18 protein-coding genes are annotated in these 19,019 nt (G+C 48.4%); 12 read left to right on the forward strand and 6 right to left on the reverse strand.

The window, feature by feature from the left end:
• Nucleotides 1-53: 53 nt before the first annotated feature.
• Complete coding sequence (gene msrA / locus AC2D8L_RS02230; RefSeq protein ID WP_484683823.1) at nt 54-653, forward strand: peptide-methionine (S)-S-oxide reductase MsrA; 600 nt, start codon at nt 54-56, stop codon at nt 651-653.
• Between the two features lie 44 nt (nt 654-697).
• Here msrA and AC2D8L_RS02235 read toward each other — a convergent pair whose 3' ends face one another.
• The 4 genes from AC2D8L_RS02235 to AC2D8L_RS02250 all read right to left on the reverse strand — a co-directional run bounded on the left by AC2D8L_RS02235 (nt 698) and on the right by AC2D8L_RS02250 (nt 3,543).
• Nucleotides 698-1,675, reverse strand: coding sequence for an aldo/keto reductase (locus AC2D8L_RS02235; RefSeq protein ID WP_484683824.1), 978 nt, complete (start codon nt 1,673-1,675; stop codon nt 698-700).
• Between the two features lie 2 nt (nt 1,676-1,677).
• A complete protein-coding gene (locus AC2D8L_RS02240; protein ID WP_484683825.1) occupies nt 1,678-2,055 on the reverse strand; it encodes a MerR family transcriptional regulator in 378 nt (125 codons plus the stop codon).
• 75 nt (nt 2,056-2,130) lie between these two features.
• Nucleotides 2,131-2,985, reverse strand: coding sequence for a mechanosensitive ion channel family protein (locus AC2D8L_RS02245; protein WP_484683826.1), 855 nt, complete (start codon nt 2,983-2,985; stop codon nt 2,131-2,133).
• A 90-nt stretch (nt 2,986-3,075) separates the two neighbouring features.
• On the reverse strand, nt 3,076-3,543 hold the full coding sequence (locus AC2D8L_RS02250) for a GAF domain-containing protein (protein ID WP_484683827.1): 468 nt from the start codon (nt 3,541-3,543) through the stop codon (nt 3,076-3,078).
• A gap of 188 nt (nt 3,544-3,731) precedes the next feature.
• Here AC2D8L_RS02250 and AC2D8L_RS02255 point away from each other — a divergent pair, with 188 nt between their 5' ends.
• The 4 genes from AC2D8L_RS02255 to AC2D8L_RS02270 all read left to right on the forward strand — a co-directional run bounded on the left by AC2D8L_RS02255 (nt 3,732) and on the right by AC2D8L_RS02270 (nt 7,455).
• Nucleotides 3,732-4,373: a helix-turn-helix domain-containing protein gene (locus tag AC2D8L_RS02255; RefSeq protein WP_484683828.1), complete on the forward strand. Its 642-nt coding sequence runs from the start codon at nt 3,732-3,734 to the stop codon at nt 4,371-4,373.
• 147 nt (nt 4,374-4,520) lie between these two features.
• Nucleotides 4,521-5,309, forward strand: coding sequence for a GntR family transcriptional regulator (locus AC2D8L_RS02260; protein WP_484683829.1), 789 nt, complete (start codon nt 4,521-4,523; stop codon nt 5,307-5,309).
• Between the two features lie 63 nt (nt 5,310-5,372).
• On the forward strand, nt 5,373-6,155 hold the full coding sequence (gene nagB / locus AC2D8L_RS02265) for a glucosamine-6-phosphate deaminase (protein ID WP_484683830.1): 783 nt from the start codon (nt 5,373-5,375) through the stop codon (nt 6,153-6,155).
• Nucleotides 6,156-6,327: 172 nt separating this feature from the next.
• Nucleotides 6,328-7,455: a lipid II:glycine glycyltransferase FemX gene (locus tag AC2D8L_RS02270; RefSeq protein ID WP_484683831.1), complete on the forward strand. Its 1,128-nt coding sequence runs from the start codon at nt 6,328-6,330 to the stop codon at nt 7,453-7,455.
• On the opposite strand, the gene nrtS is transcribed toward AC2D8L_RS02270, so the two are convergent.
• Both nrtS and AC2D8L_RS02280 read right to left on the reverse strand, forming a co-directional pair.
• The gene (gene nrtS, locus AC2D8L_RS02275; RefSeq protein WP_484683832.1) at nt 7,452-7,679 is read right to left on the reverse strand and encodes a nitrate/nitrite transporter NrtS; all 228 of its coding nucleotides are present in this window, start codon (nt 7,677-7,679) and stop codon (nt 7,452-7,454) included. The two genes, AC2D8L_RS02270 and nrtS, sit on opposite strands and share 4 nt — an antisense overlap.
• Before the next feature lie 6 nt (nt 7,680-7,685).
• Entirely contained in the window at nt 7,686-8,285 is a 600-nt protein-coding gene (locus AC2D8L_RS02280; RefSeq protein WP_484683833.1) for a GNAT family N-acetyltransferase, read from the reverse strand.
• Nucleotides 8,286-8,561: 276 nt separating this feature from the next.
• On the opposite strand from AC2D8L_RS02280, the gene acs reads away from it, so the two are divergent.
• The 7 genes from acs to AC2D8L_RS02315 all read left to right on the forward strand — a co-directional run bounded on the left by acs (nt 8,562) and on the right by AC2D8L_RS02315 (nt 18,954).
• On the forward strand, nt 8,562-10,505 hold the full coding sequence (gene acs / locus AC2D8L_RS02285; RefSeq protein ID WP_484683834.1) for an acetate--CoA ligase: 1,944 nt from the start codon (nt 8,562-8,564) through the stop codon (nt 10,503-10,505).
• Between the two features lie 182 nt (nt 10,506-10,687).
• Nucleotides 10,688-11,659 carry a FecR domain-containing protein gene (locus AC2D8L_RS02290; RefSeq protein WP_484683835.1) on the forward strand — a complete coding sequence of 324 codons (972 nt, stop codon included), beginning with the start codon at nt 10,688-10,690 and terminating at the stop codon, nt 11,657-11,659.
• Nucleotides 11,660-11,757: 98 nt separating this feature from the next.
• A complete protein-coding gene (locus AC2D8L_RS02295; protein ID WP_484683836.1) occupies nt 11,758-14,550 on the forward strand; it encodes an EAL domain-containing protein in 2,793 nt (930 codons plus the stop codon).
• A gap of 62 nt (nt 14,551-14,612) precedes the next feature.
• Entirely contained in the window at nt 14,613-15,704 is a 1,092-nt protein-coding gene (locus tag AC2D8L_RS02300; RefSeq protein ID WP_484683837.1) for a glycoside hydrolase family 3 N-terminal domain-containing protein, read from the forward strand.
• 125 nt (nt 15,705-15,829) lie between these two features.
• Nucleotides 15,830-16,630 carry a UDP-2,3-diacylglucosamine diphosphatase gene (locus AC2D8L_RS02305; RefSeq protein WP_484683838.1) on the forward strand — a complete coding sequence of 267 codons (801 nt, stop codon included), beginning with the start codon at nt 15,830-15,832 and terminating at the stop codon, nt 16,628-16,630.
• Nucleotides 16,627-17,652, forward strand: coding sequence for a glycosyltransferase family 4 protein (locus AC2D8L_RS02310; RefSeq protein WP_484683839.1), 1,026 nt, complete (start codon nt 16,627-16,629; stop codon nt 17,650-17,652). The genes AC2D8L_RS02305 and AC2D8L_RS02310 overlap by 4 nt, the downstream gene beginning before the upstream one ends.
• Before the next feature lie 87 nt (nt 17,653-17,739).
• Nucleotides 17,740-18,954 carry an MFS transporter gene (locus tag AC2D8L_RS02315; protein WP_484683840.1) on the forward strand — a complete coding sequence of 405 codons (1,215 nt, stop codon included), beginning with the start codon at nt 17,740-17,742 and terminating at the stop codon, nt 18,952-18,954.
• The last annotated feature ends 65 nt before the right edge of the window (nt 18,955-19,019 follow it).

Consider the following 19,019-nt stretch of genomic DNA (forward strand, 5'->3'; position numbering starts at 1 on the left):
TGAATGTGAAGACGAGGTTTGATTGCATGCAATCAACAAAATGAGGAATTGAAATGCGTTTAATCTTTGCGATTGTGATGTTGGTGTCAACTTGGGGTGGAACGGCCCTTGCGGCTGAAAAAGCCTATTTTGCTGGTGGCTGTTTTTGGTGCATCGAAAAAGACTTCGAACATGTCACCGGGGTGGTTGAGGCCAAGTCTGGTTATACGGGCGGCACGTTGGACAACCCAACATATAAGCAAGTCACTGCAGGTAATTCTGGCCATTTTGAAGCCGTTGAGATTACTTACGATCCGAAGGTAGTCGCTTACAGTCAGCTGGTTGATATCTTTTTCCGCTCGGTCGACCCGACTGATGCTGGCGGGCAATTTTGTGACCGTGGTGACAGCTATCGAACAGCCATCTTCCCGGCAAACGACGAGGAAACCAAAATCGCCGTTGCTGCAAAACGACAAGCTGCAACGACACTAGGCAAACATATTGCGACGGTCATTCAGCCAGCAATGACCTTTTTTCCAGCTGAGGAATACCATCAGGATTATTACAAGAAAAACAGCCTGAAATATAATTTCTATCGCTTCACTTGCGGCCGCAATAAGCAAGTTGAACGCATTTGGGGCTCAGGAGCTTACATGGGCATCTCCGACCACTAAGCCGAGTGGCAGCGCCGGGGCAACTTCCATTGCCCCGGCCGATCTTAAATTTCGCCAGAAATGACCAAGTCGATTTCATGCATGGTTTCGACTGAGAGTGGGCCAAAGTCGAGTGCTTGCGCGTTCTTCTCGGCCTGCTCGACGGTTCTAAAGCCGGGGATCGGAAGGGCACTTGCATTGTGTGCCCAAATCCAACCTAGTGCGCCTTGGGTCACCGTTCGACCGCCAGTTGTCAGCAACTCGCGTACACCATCAAGACGTTGTTGCGCGTCTTCTGAGGAACTTATCCCTGTCATTTTGTCTAGCCAAGGTAGGTCGGCAGACCGTACATCGTCTTCGCCAAATGCATGATTGATCTTATAGGTCCCGCCGAGCATCCCCATCGCGAGTGGTGCTCGGTTGATGGAAATCATCTCGTTTGCATTGACCAGTTCGAGCATTTGCGTGGCTGGTGTGAAGAGGTTTAGATCGTGCTGAACGGTGCGATAGTTTTTGCCGCCAAGCCACTGCTTGGCTTTGTCCGGATAGTCGGTTGACCAACCATAAGCGCCAATCAGCCCTTCGCTGACCAATTCTTCCAATGCAGATTGAGTCTTTTTTGCTGCATCGCCCTCTAAATCTTCAATATGGACTTGATAGAGGTCGATGACATCGCGGTTTAGGCGTTTCAATGAAGCTTGAACTGCTGATCGGATATAGGCCCGATCTGTCGCTTGGCCGGTAATTTGTTTGTTTTCAGGATTGAACTGATTGCCAAATTTTGTGGCGACCACAATATCATCTCGCCCCTTTAGGGCTTCACCCAAAACAATCTCAGAGTGCCCCGCGCCATAAACGTCTGCGGTGTCGAAGAATTTGATGCCCGCATCAAGGGCCGCCGCAATTGCACGCTTTGATTCATTGTCGTCGACAACACCCCAGCCGACCGGCACTGCGTCAGCCCAAAACGGGCCACCGATTGCCCAACATCCGAAACCAAGGCGCGGTATTGTTCTGTCATCCCAAAGTGTAATTTTTTCCATGTTCATTCCGCCGCTTGGTTGTTTTGTTTGTCCAAAAACTCGGTGTAGTACGCAATTTTTTCATTCAGGTGATTTTCGAACTTGTCGAGTTCTGCGCGTTTCTTTTGCAAATGTATCCGATGCTCCTCCAACAGGTCGATCCTGTCAGGAATTGTTTGATCGCCCTCTTGGACCAGCTTTGTGAATGTCTCAGTGTGAGAGAGGGGCATGCCGGTTCCGCGCAGACAAGCCAAAAGGCCTAGCCAACTTACGTCGCTATCTGCGTAATAACGGTGTCCTTTTTGATCTCGCTTTGTGGAGAAAATCAGTCCGCGTTTTTCGTAAAACCGAATAGTGTCCGGAGAAAGTCCGCTCTTTTTTCCTGCTTCACCAATGTTCATTTGGTCACCCTTTCTTCTGACTATCTCAGTTTAATAGGGTGTTGGAGTTGCTCCAGGTCAAGGGCAGCGGATAAATTATTTTGTGCTTAGCTCCGGCGCCAAAATACGAACGTGGGGGTAGGGAATGTCTACGCCTGCGGCGTCCAGCGCCTTCTTGCAGGCTTCATTCATCGCCATGCGGGTTTCCCAATGGTCCGACGTACGTGTCCATGCGCGGAGCTGAAGGTCAACCGAGCTGGCGCCCAAATTCATCACATAGACAACGGGTTCTGGTGAGCTGAGCACGCGCTCATCAGCCTTCACTGTTTCAATCAGTGTTTTGCGAGCAAGGTCAATGTCCGCCGCATAATCAATGCCAACATCAAAGTTGAGCCGGCGGGTCAGTTCTTTGGAATAGTTGGTGATCGTTGCATCCCAAATCTTGGCATTTGGGGTAAAAACATAAAGACCGTCCGGCGTTCTAAGGCGCGTCGCGAAAAGGCCAACCTGTTTGACCGTTCCCGATACGGCGCTTGATTCAATATAGTCTCCAACATTGAACGGGCGCAGCCAGATAATCATTACGCCAGCCGCGATGTTTGACAATGTGCCTTGCAATGCCAGCGCGATAGCCAAACCAGCCGCACCAATTACCGCAATGATTGAATTGGTTTGCACGCCCATTTGCCCAAGGGCAATAACGATAAAGGTGATAAAAATCATATATTTGAGGAGCTGGACAATCATCGGGGTGACTGTTTCGTCGAGCGCTTTGGAATGGGGCATAAGCTTGCCAGCCATTGCGGAAAGCCATTTGGAGGCGAACCAACCAAGTACAAGCACGACTAAAGCAACCAGCCAGGTCTGAGCGTGGGCCATTCCCCAATCTAAAAAGGACATCGCGTAATTTTGAAATTGCACGGCTTCGTCGATAATTTTTTCAGCGTCCACGAAATTCTCATAAATTGATTGTTGGGGTCAAACTTCCACCCTCTTTTGCACCAGCATTGGCACATAAATCAAGTTCGTCGAGAGTGGAGTTTAATGAATGTTGGCTTCGAGTAGTTTTTGCGCCAATGCACATGCTTCAGCAAAACGTTCTGGTGTAAAATAATCTTCTTCGTGCAAAATATTGATGACCGAGACTGTTTTACTGTCTTTTACAACCGGCACGTTCACAACAGAGCCGCAACCAATACTCTCAATAATTGAAAGATCCGGAAATTGATCGCCCATGTCACTCGCTTTGTTCGCCAGGAAAGGCTGTTGCCCAACAACAGTATCTTCATACCATTGGTTTCGGCTGATCGGTTTGTATTCGCCAGGATTGTTGCCGCCTGATGGATACACAGTTTCGTTTGAGGAAAAACTGCGGCGGGCTAATCCGGCGTCAAAATCCAGTTCCATGATGGTCAATAACTTGTAGCCCGGCGACAATTTTGCTGCGGCAATCCAGTCTTGAAAGGCTTGTGCATCGGTTATCCGGGACTTTTGGCTCGAACTTGTCACAAATATTCCTCAAATCTGGCGATCTTTACTGTTTTTTGGTGCGTCATGTTTCAGCTTAGTATGAGCAAACACAGTTATTCACATTTGATGAGCGAAAATTTGAGATTTTCAGCGAATTTAGGTAGGCTGTTCAATGGTTGTGAAAATTATTTTACGCCATCGAAAAAATTTTGACAGGAAATGCAACAATGATCAATGTTGAATTGGATCAATCCCAAGAAAATTTCGAGAATGAGGCTGAAAGTACGCGAAAAAATGGTGCTTCGGGCTCACCTCTCGTAGGTGGATTGATACGCGAACGCCGTCGCGCGTTGAATATGACATTGAAGACACTTGGCGAGTTGGCAAAGCTGTCGGTTGGGTTTCTATCACAAGTCGAACGTGATCAGGCAACGCCTTCCTTGGGCGCGCTTTCGATGATCTCAAAAGGGCTCGATGTTGAAATGGAGTTCTTTGTTTCTTCGCCTGCGGTTCATCGCGGACGGACCAAAAAGGGCGATCGCGAAAGTTTCTCAGTAGACGAATCTTCTCTTAAATATGAAAGACTTGGCGCTGATTTCGCAGGAAAGTCGTTGTCTTCTTTCATCGTAATTGTGCCACCTGGTTATGTCTCTGAACGGGTTAGCCACGAAGGGGAAGAGGTGATCTACATTCTTGAAGGATCTATTACGACCTACGTTGAGAATGAAGAGATCGTCTTGGATGAAGGCGACAGCTTACATTTTCGCTCCACACGAACCCATAGCTGGACCAACAAAGGAAGCGAGCAATGTCGCATCCTCTGGACGGGAACAATTCCACTTTTTAGAAACGGTGCCTCTGCAAAATAGTACAGGACTTTAACAAACACGACCTGTTGGTATTGTTTGTGGACGGTATGGTGCTGTATTGGTATTTGATCGGTATGCCGGTTAGTGTATGGTCCTGTGCGAATCCAATTTGCAAAGTCTTGTTTCTAGAAAAAAGTGGTGGTGTCTGTGGTTAATGTTGGGTCTGAAGTCTCGCAAGCGGATTTGATTGTCCACCTCAGATCAGCGTTGGCGCGGCCTGGTGTTCGGTATGAATTACTTGCTGAAGCATTGAGACACGCAATTGATCATGACATTCTGTCCGCTGGAGAGTTTTTGCTGGCAGAGCGTGAGCTCTCCGACAAGTTAGGTGTAAGCCGTGTCACCATCAGGCGCGCATTTAAGCCGCTTTTGGATGATGGCCAACTCATTCAAAAACGTGGTCTTGGTACATATGTTCCCCGCAATAGGCCACAATCCCTTGAAAAGTCGCTGAAATTTCTAAACGGATTTTCCGAAGATATCCGCAATCGTGGCATGGAGCCGAGCTCGCAATTGGTTTTCAAAGGGCTTGTTGCACCAATCTCAGAAGTTTGCGAAGCGCTCGGCGTTGAACCGCACACCCGGGTATCCTGTTTTCGCCGTATCCGGTTTGCCGATGGCAGCATCATGGCCTATGAACTTGCCTATTTTCCACTTGAAGCGATTGACGCTGAAGCCGTGGCCGAGGGCGACAGTCTTTACGCCTGTTTGGATGCAAGCGGGTTTCGCCCCGTGAAGGCGCGGCAGTCGATTAAGGCGACCAACTGCGACAAAGAATTAGCAGGTTATCTCGGTGTTGAAACTGGATCTGCCATTCTTGATATGGAGCGAACGTCATTTGATCGTGACGGGAAGCCAGTAGAATTTACTCACTCCTATTATCGCGGCGATAGATATGTCTATTCGACCGAGGTTGGAGACGAGAGCAAAATATAACGATCAGGCGGCGATGTATCGCTTGGCGTTTTAACGTTCACAATCATCTAATGGAGCAATTCCTTGCGTCTAGTTATTTTACCGAATTCTGATGATGTTGCAGAATTCGCATGCGATCTATTTGTCCAACAGCTCAAAGATAGACCCCAAAGCATTTTAGGCCTAGCAACAGGCTCCTCACCTACCACGCTTTATAAAAAACTTATTGAGCGTCAGACAGCGGGCGAAGTTAGCTTTTCAGCAGCGACGAGTTTTAACTTGGACGAATATGTGGGGCTAAGCGGCGATCACAACCAAAGCTATCGATATTTCATGAATGAAGCTTTGTTTGATCACATTGATATTGATTTGAAACGGACCTTTGTGCCCAATGGAATTGCAGATAACCCGAACGACGAATGTGTGCGTTACGAAGAGATGATTGCGCTGGCTGGCGGCATTGATCTGCAATTGCTTGGCATCGGTATCAATGGCCATATCGGCTTTAACGAGCCATTGTCCAGTCTTGCGTCACGAACTCGCGTGAAGACGCTTACCAAATCGACGATCGAAGCTAATTCTCGTTTCTTTGGTCCAGACGAGTCTCAACCAACAGACTCCATGACCATGGGGATTGGCACCATTTTGAATGCCAAGCAGGTGGTTATGCTGGCAACTGGTGAACATAAATCCGAAGCGGTAAGGGGATGTGTTGAAGGACCAGTCACTGCATCTTGCCCGGCATCTGCATTACAGATGCATGAACATGCAATTGTTGTGGCGGATGAGGCCGCGGCCAAAGATTTGACGATGAAGGATTACGCCATCTGGGCGGAAACGCGTCATCAGGCGCTGGAACAAATGTAGTTTTAACAATTTGCCAACCATTTCAAACCCCGCGCTAGAAGTAGTGTGGGGTTTTTGTTTTTGATTTACTCCAAATTATGTCTTTCGTGATTTGGATAGATACTGAATTTAAGCTCTTCATTTGTTTGAGCATTAGTACCCAAAACAAAATTTGATCAACACTTTGGTATTTATGGCAGATATGACTGCGGACATGATGGCACAAAAACAGTTGGCGCACATCTCAAGCGATCAGCTTGAAATGGAAATAGTCGCGGCCACACATTGGGATGAAACTGCACATCTGTTTGACAATGTTTGCCAAGAGCAAATGTATGTTTTTGCGGCTGAACGTTGGCCACAAATGCAAATTGATTGTTTGCATTTCAAACGCGATGGCGAGTTGGTTGCCGGATGTTTGATGATGTACCGCGCCGCGCCGTTGGGCCTTGGTGGCCTCGCAGTTTGCAAGTGGGGCCCAATGGTTCGGGAAGCTGGTGCTGAGGATGCTGAAGAAATCCACAACGCCGTAATTGAAAAACTCAATCAGCTCTATGCGGTTGAAAAACGCATGATGTTGTCAATTTTGCCGCGCCCACGGCCTGCAGAAACCAACTTTGCTGAAGAGCAGTTGCGTGCCCGCGGGTTTGAACCCGGTTCTGGATTACCTTACCCAAACCGCTATTTCGTCAATGTGCATATTGATGATGATGCGATGCGAGCCAGTTTTAATCAAAAGTGGCGGGCGCATCTCAAAAAAAGTGAGAAACATGGGCTAGTGTTTGAGCATTGTGATGTTTCCCGCATGCCTGTTTTTTATGATCTCTACAAAGAAATGACGGATCGGAAGCAATTCCCAGACTATTCTGCGTTCAATTCCTTGCATCATCTCATGGAAAATATTGATCCAAGCGCACGCCCGGAATTTTTCCTTGTTCACCATGAAGGCGAACCTGTTGCTGGTGGCGTGATTTTCACCGCTGGTGATACTGCTGTATATCTTTATGGCGCGACCAACGATAAGGCATTGCCGCTTCGCGCAGGCTATTTTATGCATTGGGAAATCATGAAATGGTTGGCCCAACAAAAACGCATTAAATGGTATGACCTTGGCGGAACCGATGGCTTTTTAGGTCTACACCAATTCAAAAATGGGATGGTGGGCAAAGCTGGTGTGGTGTCGACTGTGCCAAAAGTGATGAATTATGCGCATTGGATGCTGCCGCGTATTTTGGGCAATGGCTTGTTCTTTATCCGTGATGCGCGCGCCAACATTTTGCGCAAGATAAAATCACTTAAGACCACCGGTCCTCAAGACTAAGAGCAGTCATTCTCTTTAATCGCCAGCACTGATGATATTGTTGAAACAGCATACGGCACCAGAAATGTCGTCCCAATTTTGATAATGTCGCTCGCGGACAGGTTAGCTCCCATCATTTTGTCGTAATAGTTGATGATCGCAATGATTGTTCCCACAATTAGGGCGATGATGACTGCGCGTTTGGCAACCATGGGACGCAAGGCGATATTGATAAACTCAGCCATTTCTATCTACCTTTTGGACTGCGAAATCCAGTTTTTGACTTGCTTAACTGCGCGTCCCACACGGCCGGTTACGATAAAAGGTCGATAGCCGGGCACCGTTTTCTCATATTGGACCTCAAACATTTTGTAGTCTTCGCCAAAAATGTGTTTTTCCAAATGAGCGGCCTCGGTCCAGCCATATCGTTTGAGCAGCAAAAGAGCGCCGCGATTGTCTGTTCTGGTGAAGGTCACCAATTTGTGCCAATTGCCATTGTTGAAAAGGTCGACAATGTACTTGTTGCCCAAGATGGCGAGTTTGGATTTCCTGAATTCCGGCAAAATATAGCTCCAATAAAGGAACACGACGCCATTATCTGGTCCCGTGACCATAAAGCCTGCTCGAACACCGTCCTTTTTCAGGATGGTGAGGTGATCAGGATTGTAATCGAACAAGGCGCGCAGGAAATTCGGGCTAATCCGAGCTTTTTCAAATGCTTTGAACTCGTCGCAATAAAAATCCAACTCATCAATTGCTTGGTGCACATATTGGTGCAACCAGCCCAAGTCAGATAATTCCGCGGGTGCTACGGTCTCATTTGCTGTTTGGTCCGTCGAGGCGGTTTGCATTGCATGTTCCTCATCTATTCGCATCGCATCTTACAGCAGGTGTCTTTCACAATTCTTTCCACAATCTTTGCTTGGGCAAATCGTCGCTAAATTGCGCAAATGTCGTATTGGGGGCTAAAAAACCAATTCAGGATATTGACCCGGAGCGAGCAACCCTTTAGCCATTTGATCACGGTGTTGTGGGGACAACGTGCGGTACGAGTTTTTTTGCCGCCAACCGTAAGTCCGGCAGTGATGCCCTTGTTAGTAGACTTTAAAATGAGGAGGAGTGGCTCGATGAGTGACAACATTTATCATCCACCTAAAAATATCGTCTCACACGCCAAAATTGACGCAGACAAATACAAAGAAATGTATGAGCGCTCCGTCAGCGACCCAGAAGGTTTTTGGGGTGAGGCGGCTCAGCGTCTTGATTGGATGAAGACGCCCACGAAAATCAAAAACACTAGTTTCGAGCACTCAGACGTCTCCATAAAATGGTACGAAGATGGTGAACTGAATGTGTCGGTCAACTGTATTGATCGCCACTTGCCAGAACGTGCCGATCAAGTGGCGCTGATTTGGGAAGGTGATGAACCCGGAACAGATATGCACATCACATATCGGCAGCTTCACCGCCGTGTATGTCGATTTGCTAATGTGCTCAAAAGCTTAGGTGTTTCTAAAGGCGATCGTGTCACGATTTATTTGCCCATGATCCCAGAAGCAGCATATGCAATGCTCGCTTGCACGCGAATTGGCGCCGTTCATTCGATCGTGTTTGCCGGGTTTTCCCCAGAAGCTTTGGCTGGCCGAATTACGGATTGTAAGTCAAGCATTGTCATTACCGCAGATGAAGGCCGTCGCGGGGGCAAAACAGTGCCGCTGAAAGCGAATGTCGACGAAGCTGCCAAGCACGCGCTTGGTCTTGAAAAGATTTTGGTTGTTGAAAATACCGGCAACGATATTGCAATGAAGGGCGGCCGCGATGTGTGGTGGCACGAAGCTGCGACGGGCGTTGATGATTTCTGCAAACCTGAGCGCATGAACGCGGAAGACCCGTTGTTCATTCTTTATACGTCTGGCTCAACGGGTACGCCAAAAGGTGTTTTACACACCACAGGCGGCTATCTTGTTTATGCAGCGATGACCCACGAATATACCTTCGACTATCACGATGGTGATATTTATTGGTGCACTGCAGACGTTGGTTGGGTCACCGGCCACAGCTATATCATTTATGGACCGCTGGCGAACGGCGCAACATCATTGATGTTTGAAGGTGTTCCGAACTATCCTGACGCTTCCCGTTTTTGGCAAGTTTGCGAAAAACATAAGGTCAATCAGTTCTATACAGCACCCACTGCCATTCGGGCCCTTATGGGTGCGGGCAACGAATATGTTGAAAAGTGCGACCTGAGTTCAATTCGTATTTTGGGTACTGTCGGGGAACCGATCAACCCAGAGGCTTGGAATTGGTACAATGAGATTGTCGGCAAGGGCAATTGTCCCATCGTCGATACATGGTGGCAAACCGAAACCGGTGGCCATCTGCTTACGCCACTTCCTGGCGCAACACCAACCAAACCAGGATCTGCAACCAACCCGTTCTTTGGCGTTCAGCCCGTAATTCTCGACCCGCAATCGGGTGAGGAAGTTACGTCCGTAGAAGCCGAGGGCGTGTTGTGCATTAAGGACAGTTGGCCGGGCCAAATGCGTTCGGTTTACGGCGATCATGACCGGTTCGTGAAAACATATTTCTCGGACTATAAGGGATATTACTTCTCAGGTGATGGCTGTCGTCGTGATGCGGATGGTTATTATTGGATCACGGGTCGCGTTGATGATGTGATCAATGTTTCTGGTCACCGCATGGGTACCGCTGAGGTCGAAAGCGCCTTGGTTGCACACAATAAGGTCTCCGAAGCGGCGGTTGTTGGCTATCCACATGACGTCAAAGGGCAGGGCATCTATTGCTATGTCACCTTGATGGCCGGGGAAGAACCAAGCGACGAGTTAAAGCTTGAATTGCGCAATTGGGTTCGTAAAGAAATTGGGCCAATTGCATCACCTGACTTGATGCAATTCGCGCCAGGCCTACCCAAAACAAGATCTGGTAAAATTATGCGCCGGATTTTGCGCAAAGTAGCAGAAAACGATTATGGCGCGTTGGGTGACACATCGACTTTGGCAGATCCAAGTGTTGTTGATGATCTAATCGAAAATCGCCAGAACAAGTAACTGCCTGACCAAAGCTGAATTTAGGGGGCATCGTGAGTTTCACGGTGCCCTTTTGCGTTTCGGCTTTGTGTTAACTTACGATTCACCTCAGTTCCAATATTTGAACGCCGTTTAACTAAATCGATATGTTAAATTGTGAATGTGTTCGTCGAATTCCTAGTTTTGGACAGTGGGGCGGACAAATGAGACATTTCCAGCGGACAATTGCAATCGCGATATTAATTTTGGGGGCGGCCGGTGCAGCATTTGCTGATGACTGGGTGGCTACAAAATTGCGTGGTGGCGTGTTTGTGTTCGACAACGGCGCATGGGTGCAAATTGAACGCGGACATGTCGTATCAGACGATAGCGCGATTCAAACAGCGAAACGTGCTCGTGTCGTCTTCGCCCGTGGAAAAGAAACAATCGATATTAAAGGCGATACCCGCATCAGAATTTCTGATGTTGGAGGGGCAAGCCGAACCGTGGTCACCCAAGATTTTGGTGAAATCACTGTAGATGTCGAAAAGCGCAATGTAGAGCACTTCGAGGTCCGTTCGCCATTGCTTGCTGCGGTGGTGAAGGGAACGAAGTTCACGGTCAGCGCGCGAGATGGAAAGTCATCTATCAAAGTTCAGCGCGGCCGTGTCGAGGCACGTGACGACAAGGCAGACATGAAAGTGGATGTCATGCCGAGCCAAAATGTTGAGATTGATAAGAATTCGCAACCTGTTCTCATGGTGAAGGGTCGGGGCCAAAAAGAACCAATCCGATCTATGAAAACTGGAAAAGTTCTTTCTGTGAAACAAATCCTTGAAAAGGTCGAGAAAGCGCGACCATCCATTCCTGTAATTATGGAAAATGTGATGGCAATCGCAGCGCAACAAGGGACTAAACTTTCTCAAAAAGATATGGCATTTGCTGCTGCGAAAGAAATGAAGGCTGCCAAAAAGTCGGGAAAAGCCAAGGCAATTGCCAGCGCGAAAAATTCGGTAGAAGAAGTCAAGGTTGAGCAAGCTTCGGAAGAAAAAACCAAAGCCAAAGGCAACAGTGACGACGACGGCAACAACGGTAACAACGGCAATAGCAGCAACAGCGGTAACAACAGCAATAGCAGCAACAACGGTAACAACGGCAATAGCAGCAACAACGGCAACAACGGCAAGAAAAAGTAGCTGCCAATTTCCCAGCCATCGGTTTTGATTAAGAGCGTCGTAACGCAACTCGGGCATAATACGAGCTGATTAACGTGTTGAGTTGAGTTGCACCCTTTATGCGAGCATCGCTGAGAAATTTTGCGGTTCTATTTTTGTTAGCGCTGGTTTTGTTTCTAACGGGGCAAAATGGGTTCTTTCACGGTGCGGATAACGCTTTCAAAGAATGGCGTTTTAGTGGGCATAACGTGCCAGCGTCAGGCGAATTGGTTTTCGTTGATATTGATGCGCGCAGCTTGCAAGAAGTTGGCCATTGGCCATGGCCTAGGTCGATTTACGCAGACATTTTAGATAAACTAATTGATCAAGACGCCGGCGAAGTCGCGTTTGATATTGATTTTTCTAACAGTTCCGATGCCGACAACGATCTGGCATTCGCACAGGCCCTGGAGCGCGCAGGTGGATTTACCTTTTTGGCCGCGTTGCAGCAGTTGGGGTTCAACACAAATGGTGATCCCATTTTGGTCACCAACAAGCCGTTAGATAGTTTTGTCGCCCATTCAGATTTAGCGCTAGTCAATGTCGAACCGGACAAAGACGGGCAAGTGTGGATGTTTTCCAAATACGGCATTGTCGACGGGGATATCATTCCCTCTTTGCCAACTTTGTTTGCTCCTAAAGAACACGAAAAGAGCAACAACTCCTATTTTATCGACTACTCGATTGATGTGAAATCGATTGATAGAATATCTGTCATCGACTTGCTGAATGATAAGGTCGATGTTGCTCGGATTGCAGGCAAAAAGATCGTAGTTGGTGCATCGTCGTTGGAGCTGGGCGACACGTTGGATGTACCGCATTATGGTCGAATTCCTGGCCCCCTTGTGCAGTTGATGGCGGCAGAAACACGTCTTCAAGGTCGTGAACTTCAGCAAATAAACGTTTTTGCACCCTGGCTCCTGATATTGCCGCTTATTGCTGTGGTTGCTCGCCTTAAACGAATTCGCTTCGTGCCATTAGCGTTCTTGCTGGCTGGGTTTTCTGTTGGCATCGAGGTCGTCGCCTTTGTTCTGCAAAGCCAATTTTGCCAAATCATTGATGTATTTTGGGTGCATCTCAGTGGCTTGTTGGTGTTTACCTATATGCAGTTCTACGCCATGGACATGCAAAAGATCTTGGTTCGCCAGGTCTCAGGGCAAAACATTAGAATGCAGACCATTTTGGACCGGGTGATTTCGGACAATTTTGATGGCGTTGTGATTATCGACAGCAAACGCAAAATTCTGGCAGCAAGTGCGCCCGCAGAACAAATGTTGAGCATGCGCGATCACCTGGTTGGCGCGTCCAGTGGGGTTTTGCCAGAACGTCTTTATCAAGAGGTCAATCAAGCATTTGCTGATGCCGCAACACGGCAAGTGCCACGGGTTGCGCCCATTTATGTGCTCAATAAAGATGAAAGTGGGGAGCCAACGCTCGTCATCGAATATTCGGTTACTGTGTCATCAGTAACCAACGCGACTGAGTTAAAGCCAACTGACGAAATTGAATATGTGGCGTGTCTCACGTTCCGCGATATCACGCATCGGCACAATCACCAGAAACGTATGGATTATTTGGCCAACCATGATCCATTGACGGGCGCTTACACACGGGCGCGTCTTGAAGAAGAGTTGAGCAACTTCGTATTTGAAGACGAAAGTGCACGACGTCCCTTAATGTTGATCTTGCTCGATCTCGACAGGTTCAAGAATGTCAATGAAACCTTGGGACACGCAGCGGGCGATTTGTTGCTGATTGAAGTCGCCAATCGGTTGGCGAATTGCGGTCTATATAGTGTGGCACGGCTTGGTGCCGACAGATTTGCTGGGGCTTGGCCAGAAGTAATGAGCGAAGAAGAAGTTGGCGAACTGCTCGAGCAAATCATAAATAAAATAACTGAACCATATGCGCTGGACGGTCACCGCGCCCTCATTGGGGTGAGTATTGGCGCGACGGATACTCAAAACTCTGGCTACTCACCTAAGGATTTGATTTCTCAAGCAGATATGGCGTTGTCCGAAGCAAAAGAGATTCCCGGCAATAGCTATTTTCTGTTCAAACGCGAACTCAACGAACGAATTCATGACAGGCAACAGGTTGAAATGGCTCTTCTTGATGCTGTTGATAAAGACCAACTCTATTTGCAATATCAGCCGCAAGTCGAACTATCAAACGGCGAGTGTGTCGGCGCTGAGGCGCTTGTGCGCTGGCAGCATCCAGAACTTGGGCGGGTTAGTCCGGACAGGTTTATTTCAGTGGCTGAAGATAGTGGCATGATTATTGAAATTGGTCGTTGGGTCTTGGTGAAAGCATGCCAAGATGCAATGGTTTGGCCCAAGCCACAAAAGATTGCGGTGAATGTTTCCGCCGTGCAATTTGAATATGGTGACGTCGTAGGGGCCATCAAACACGCGCTAGATATTTCAGGATTGCCCGTTGAGCGTCTAGATATCGAGATCACCGAGAGCGTCTTCGTGACGAAACAGGATAAATTTATCCAGACTTTGGATGAGATCGTGGAAATGGGCGTTGGTGTTGCCCTAGACGATTTCGGCACGGGCTATTCTTCTTTGAGTTACCTTAGTCGCCTGCCGGTCGATAAGGTGAAAATCGATCAGTCCTTCGTTAAAAACCTGCCGGATGATGCTCAGTCTATGGCAATTGTGCAATCCGTGTTGTCTTTGTCATCTGCTATGGACAAGCGGGTTGTCGCCGAGGGCATCGAGACAGCTGATCAGGCCTGGGTTCTACGACTTGCTGGTTGCGGTATTGGCCAGGGCTATTTGTTTGGACGGCCACAATCTAACGATGAGTTCTGTGCATATTTGGAGTGTCGAGACGCACCTGAATTCCTTAAAAAGGCATCTGTTTGATTGCCCTCACTCCGCCCTTTTTGTTTGCCAAAACTAAAACACAACATTCTTTTGGAGATTTTATGCGCGTTGCTTTGATAGCGAGTTTGTTCTTTTGCATGGTTTTGAATGCGTCAACTGCCATGGCACAGACCATGCGTGAAATGGCTGGTCAAATGATCATGATTGGGTTTCCGCACGACAAAGCGAGTTCGAAGAACCACAAACGCCTAGTTTCGCTGGTGAAGTCTGGTGAAATTGGCGGCGTAATGTATCTCAAATTCAATGTGAACAGCCTCGCCGAAGTTTCCAAAATGAACAGGGCGATTGCCAATGCGGGCGCAAAGTTTAAACCGCTGATTGCGATTGATCAGGAAGGTGGAGTCGTCGAGCGGCTGACAAAGTCTGTCGGGTTCACCGAAATTCCAAAAGCACGCGATGTGGCGCTAGGCATGAATAAAGACGGGGCGCTCGATCTCTATACTGATTTGGCGCGTCGGATGGGGAAGCTCGGGTTCAATGTCAATTTTGGTCCTGTGGTCGATGTGATCGTGAACAAAAGCAATCCGATTATCGCAAAATATGGCCGCTCATTTTCATCGCGCACCGACATTGTCGCGAAATTCGCGGAAGCGTTCATTGACGGCCATCACAAAGCGGGGCTTTTGACCTCTTTGAAACATTTCCCAGGGCACGGGTCGAGTGCGGGGGATTCTCACCTTGGCTTCGTCGATATTACCAGTAGCTGGATGAAAGCCGAATATGAGCCGTTTGAAGCGCTGATTGCGAAAAACAAGGCGGATATGATCATGGCGGGCCACCTGTACCACAAAGGATTTGTCCGTTCAGGCGAGGGACAAGTGCCCGCGAGCCTATCTCCTGTGGCATTGACGACCGTCCTTCGTGAAGGAATGGGTTTTAACGGCGTTGTCATTTCTGACGATATGGAAATGGGCGCGATTACTAAACACTATGGATTTGAAGACGCCATCATACGCGCGGTAAAGGCGGGAAATGATATTTTGTTGTTTTCCAATACAATAAAACCATCATTGGATTTACCGTCCCAGATTTTGGCGGTTTTAGAGAATGAGGCAGCGCGTGACCCAGCGTTTGCAGCGCGAATTGCGCAAAGTTACCAGCGGGTTGTGGCGATGAAGGCTAAACTAAACTAGCCAGATATTTGCGCGGCATTGGGTTTGGTGTTTTATTTGTATGCTTGCATCATATAGAGTGTCACAAAACTGGTTTTGGAATCGGATAGAAGACTTGAGCGCAGTAACTTTGAGCGAGCGTAGGTATGACTGAAGAACATCAGCCCAAACATGTAAAAGCGTTGTTTATTTCCGACCTGCATTTGGGCATGAAGACTATTCGTGTCGACCAGTTGTTGGATTTTTTGAAGTGCTACGACGCTGAAACCATCTATTTGGTTGGCGATATTATTGACGGTTGGCGGTTGCAGAAAAATTGGCGGTGGCCAACAAGCTATAATATTTTGCTTCAAAAATTGCTGCGTAAAGCACGCAAAGGGGCCCGGATTGTCTATCTGCCGGGCAATCACGATGAATTCTTGCGAAATTATGTTGGCACCCATTTCGGTGATATCGAAATTGTCGACCGGGTGATCCATCACGCCGCAGATGGCAAACGGTATTTGGTCATTCATGGTGATCAGTTCGACGTCGTTGTGCTGCATGCTAAGTGGTTGGCACATTTGGGCGATTGGGCGTACAACGCTGCGTTGCGTCTCAATATTGGCATCAACTTTATTCGGCGAAAACTTGGTTTTGGCTATTGGTCACTGTCGGCCTGGGCGAAACATAAAGTGAAGAATGCCGTTAGTTTTATCGGTCGCTATGAAGAGGCCTTGGCGCTTGAAGCCAAACAATCTGGCGTTGATGGCGTAATTTGTGGTCACATTCATCATGCTGACATGCACGACCATTATGGTACTCGATATATCAATACTGGTGATTGGGTCGAAAGTTGCACGGCAATCGTTGAACACCATGATGGAACGTTCGAGTTGATCCGCTGGACAGAGATGGCCGCACCAAAGTCAGGGACGCGCGCTGAACACGCGCATAGGGCCGCATGAAACGCATTCTCATCGTCACGGATGCCTGGCATCCCCAAGTCAATGGCGTGGTGCGCTGTTTAGACAAGGTTGGCGATGAACTAACGGCGATGGGTCATTTGGTGACTTACCTCACGCCGGAACGGTTTTGGACAATGCCAATGCCGACCTATCCTGAAATACGGCTTTCAATTGCGTCCTTAGGCCATGTTGAGGAAATAATAGATCAAGTCGATCCTGACAATTTACATATCGCAACCGAAGGGCCGCTTGGCCTTTTAGCCCGCCATATTGCGGTTAAACGGCAATTGTCCTTCACCACCAGTTTTCACACTCGATTTGCCGAATATCTTGCCGCCCGATTGCCGGTGCCTTGCGAGTGGAGTTATAGCTATTTGCGTTGGTTCCACGCGCCAGCGGTCCACACGATGGCACCAACCAAGGGTGTCGTTGCTGATCTGCGGTCTAGAGGTTTCGCAAATGTTGTCCCATGGACAAGGGGCGTTGATGTTGAACGTTTTAAGCCAGCTCCCAAGTCACTGTTTGAAAACTTGCAAGGGCCTCATTTATTGTATGTTGGGCGCGTAGCAGTTGAAAAGAATGTTGAAGCATTCCTGCAACTGGATGTGCCTGGCACCAAAATCGTTGTTGGCGACGGGCCACAATTGGTTGAGTTGCGATCCCGTTATCCTGATGTTGTTTTTACAGGTCAAAAATCAGGTGCTGAACTGACCGCCCATTATCAAAGTGCCGATGTGATGGTCTTTCCATCCAAAACCGATACATTTGGCAATGTTATGCTGGAAGCTATGGCGTGTGGCGCGCCGGTGGCTGCATATCCGACTATTGGACCCATCGACGTGCTGACCGATCGCCGGGCCGGGGTGATGCATAAAGACCTTTCACAAGCGGTAAATGGGGCTCTCAAACTGCACCGGCAGGACGCACGCAGGCATGCCATGCAATTCACTTGGGCGGAGTGCGCGCAGATGTTTCTTGATCGTCTAGCGCCGGCTCAACGAAAGTCCAAACGCGCTGCTTAAAGTGAAACTGCCCCTTAAATTAGCTTGCGGAATGAAGAAAATCAGGGCAACGATGAAAATCAGTCCTGCGCCTTTTAAGGTATTTTCATGTCAATTGATCAATCTTCGCGGTTTTCATCTTCGGTCGCCCGAGCATCCTACTATTACGGCACCATGTATTTGGCGATGGGCATTGCTGTACCGTTTTTGCCGCTTTGGCTGCGGCAAAAAGGATTTAGCGACGCTGATATAGGCATTTTGAATGCTGTCCCCATTTGGACGATGGTTCTAATCAACATATTTGTGGGCCGTCTCGCTGACAAAGCCTCTGACTGGCGTCAGGTCATTCTTGCTTGCAGTGTAATCGCTGCATTGGCTCCTCTGCTTTTGTTTTTCTTGGATGATGTGTGGTTAATTATCGTTGTTTGGACGATTTGCATTCTGCCGGTCATGACCATGTCACCGATTTTGGATGCGGCGACCGTTCGAATGGCGCGGCGTCGTGATGCTGATTTTGCCAAAATTCGTGTATGGGGCACCGTAGGATATGTAGCGGTCAATCTTGCGGCTGGCTGGCTGTTGGGCTGGGCTGGGATTGCGTTGTTCTTGCCGCTTTACGTCATCTTTTGCCTGATAAGGGGTGGAATGGCGTTTCAACTGCCGGCGTTCCGGGCGACAGCACCGGAAGACGCCAAACTGAAAGCAGAAAAGAAAGACGCGCCGCCGCCTCATAAATTGCAGGCGCAGGTGTTCAAGGACATGTTTCGTCCCTGGTTTATCCTTGCTATTTTGGGTTCTGCCCTAATCGTTGCTTCGCATGGGCCCCTATACACATTTGGGTCGCTCCTTTGGGACCAGCAGGGTATTGGCAAAGAAGTGATCGGTCCGCTTTGGGCTATTGGTTCGGCCGCTGAAGTTTTGGTTTTCCTCGCATTCGCACGCATTGCAAATCGTTTCTCAGCTCGCCATCTATTGTTGTTTGCTGCAGGTATCACATGTGTGCGGTGGGTCGGGATGAGCATGGAAATCCCAACATATGGCTATTTCTTGCTGCAAATGCTGCACGCCGTATCGTTTGGCATAACCTATTTAGGCACATTGAACTTTGTGGCGAACTGGACAGCTGAGAGTTTTGCCGCCGAAGCGCAGAGTACCGTGCAGGTTCTGTCCCAGGCCCTATTGGCAACATTGGTGTTCGGCTCTGGCTTCATATTCTCTCAATTCGGCGCCTTGGCCTTTACCATATCAGCGGCAGTAGCATTAGTCGGCGGCCTTTGCGTGTTGGCTTCACTAATATTGATCAATCCACGGTCTGAGGTTTAACAGACGTATTTTGGTCCAGATATAGAAATGGCCCGCGTTTCACAACGCGAGCCATCAAAAATTCT

It is taken from the genome of Maritalea sp. YIW29 (assembly GCF_057219265.1).

Coding starts and splice junctions, on each gene's coding strand:
- AC2D8L_RS02290 (WP_484683835.1), top strand. CDS start 10,688: ATGAGACATTTCCAGCGGACAATTGCAATCGCGATATTAATTTTGGGG.
- AC2D8L_RS02310 (WP_484683839.1), top strand. CDS start 16,627: ATGAAACGCATTCTCATCGTCACGGATGCCTGGCATCCCCAAGTCAAT.
- msrA (WP_484683823.1), top strand. CDS start 54: ATGCGTTTAATCTTTGCGATTGTGATGTTGGTGTCAACTTGGGGTGGA.
- AC2D8L_RS02280 (WP_484683833.1), bottom strand. CDS start 8,285: ATGCAAACCGCCTCGACGGACCAAACAGCAAATGAGACCGTAGCACCC.
- AC2D8L_RS02240 (WP_484683825.1), bottom strand. CDS start 2,055: ATGAACATTGGTGAAGCAGGAAAAAAGAGCGGACTTTCTCCGGACACT.
- AC2D8L_RS02305 (WP_484683838.1), top strand. CDS start 15,830: ATGACTGAAGAACATCAGCCCAAACATGTAAAAGCGTTGTTTATTTCC.
- AC2D8L_RS02255 (WP_484683828.1), top strand. CDS start 3,732: ATGATCAATGTTGAATTGGATCAATCCCAAGAAAATTTCGAGAATGAG.
- nrtS (WP_484683832.1), bottom strand. CDS start 7,679: ATGGCTGAGTTTATCAATATCGCCTTGCGTCCCATGGTTGCCAAACGC.
- AC2D8L_RS02295 (WP_484683836.1), top strand. CDS start 11,758: ATGCGAGCATCGCTGAGAAATTTTGCGGTTCTATTTTTGTTAGCGCTG.
- AC2D8L_RS02270 (WP_484683831.1), top strand. CDS start 6,328: ATGGCAGATATGACTGCGGACATGATGGCACAAAAACAGTTGGCGCAC.
- AC2D8L_RS02300 (WP_484683837.1), top strand. CDS start 14,613: ATGCGCGTTGCTTTGATAGCGAGTTTGTTCTTTTGCATGGTTTTGAAT.
- AC2D8L_RS02235 (WP_484683824.1), bottom strand. CDS start 1,675: ATGGAAAAAATTACACTTTGGGATGACAGAACAATACCGCGCCTTGGT.
- acs (WP_484683834.1), top strand. CDS start 8,562: ATGAGTGACAACATTTATCATCCACCTAAAAATATCGTCTCACACGCC.
- AC2D8L_RS02315 (WP_484683840.1), top strand. CDS start 17,740: ATGTCAATTGATCAATCTTCGCGGTTTTCATCTTCGGTCGCCCGAGCA.